At 43.2% G+C, this 1,313-nt stretch carries 1 protein-coding gene; it reads left to right on the forward strand.

The features are described 5' to 3' along the window. Nucleotides 1-777: 777 nt before the first annotated feature. Nucleotides 778-1,110: a PBPRA1643 family SWIM/SEC-C metal-binding motif protein gene (locus tag NB504_RS01160; RefSeq protein ID WP_069573255.1), complete on the forward strand. Its 333-nt coding sequence runs from the start codon at nt 778-780 to the stop codon at nt 1,108-1,110. The last annotated feature ends 203 nt before the right edge of the window (nt 1,111-1,313 follow it).

The following is a 1,313-nucleotide window of genomic DNA, read 5'->3' on the forward strand; positions in this document are numbered from 1 at the left end:
ACGGAATTTTATGATTTTTCTTAACCTCAGCTAACGCCCGGCTAAGGGGTTGACAACGCACCGCCAGACTCAAAAAACACACCGTAAACACTGAACTGCAATTTTGCACTAAAGTCGCCAAGCGTTGGCAATCCCTCTTGAGCCGTTTGTTATGCAAATTCAATGAGATAAACTGACTTTACACGACCAAAAGCCACAATTGCAATGGTTGAGTGATTCAAGAACCAACCCAAGCCAGAGCCATGATAAATAAGCCGCCAAAACAAAGTCCACCTTTCAGCAACAAACCAAGCTTTTGAATCAGGAAAACTCAACGAGCTAAAACTTCAACAAGTGCAAAATGCTCGATAAACTTGCCCTTTCCACACTTTGCGCCCACAAGATTCACAACACGCCAACGCTAAAACTGATTGAGGCAAACAAAGAACTTTGCCTGTTTTACGGTTTGAGTTAACCACAAATTTGAGGGTAAAAATGCTCATTTGCCGACGACACAAAACGAATGGCCGGAGAAATCCCAAAAGATTGAACCCCTAAATTTACCTGAGTTGCATAACGCCCGGCTAAGGGGTTGACAACGCACCGCCGAACTCAAAAAAACACACTGTAAACACTGAACTGCAATTTTGCACTAAAGTCGCCACGCGTTGGCAATCCCTCTTGAGCCGTTTGTTATACCGTGATCCGATGCACATTATAGGAACTTCTTTATCAATTGCCATAGTACCGTATAATCGCGGCCAAATTACACCACAACAATCCATCAGTGAGTTGCAAATGTCCAAACTATTTTTCAAAGGCCGAATCGATGCTAGACAAAACCACGTCATTTCAGGCTACAACGTAAACCGTGATGTAAAAGCAGGCACTGACGAGGCTCCAATCAATGTTGTCGTCCCAACCGAGGCTCGTAAAGCAGAGATAGAAATATTACTTTCTGAGCACTCAATAGTGGCTGATATTGTCATTGACTCAAAGCAACCAGAGAACACTGTTGAGCTTGATACGCTATTAAACAAACCTAAAACTATTACCTATGACAAAACACCAAACCGTAATGAACCGTGCATTTGCGGAAGCGGGAAAAAGTACAAAAAGTGCTGTGCTTAAACCCTCGATAATTACGTCCAAAGCCGTCTTCTGACGGTTTTTTTATAAACAAGAACCTATACGATGCTCTGCGCGTAAGTTAAAACGGTATAACGCCGCGTTAAGTGGTGAGCAACGCTACCACCCAACCTAAACTATTGTGCCGTAAACACCAAAGCTGAATCAAACCGAAAATGCCAAGCGTTGGGAATCCGTCTTAAACG

This window comes from Vibrio sp. RM-69-4 (assembly GCF_024743775.1).
In the GTDB taxonomy this organism is placed as follows: domain Bacteria; phylum Pseudomonadota; class Gammaproteobacteria; order Enterobacterales; family Vibrionaceae; genus Vibrio; species Vibrio anguillarum.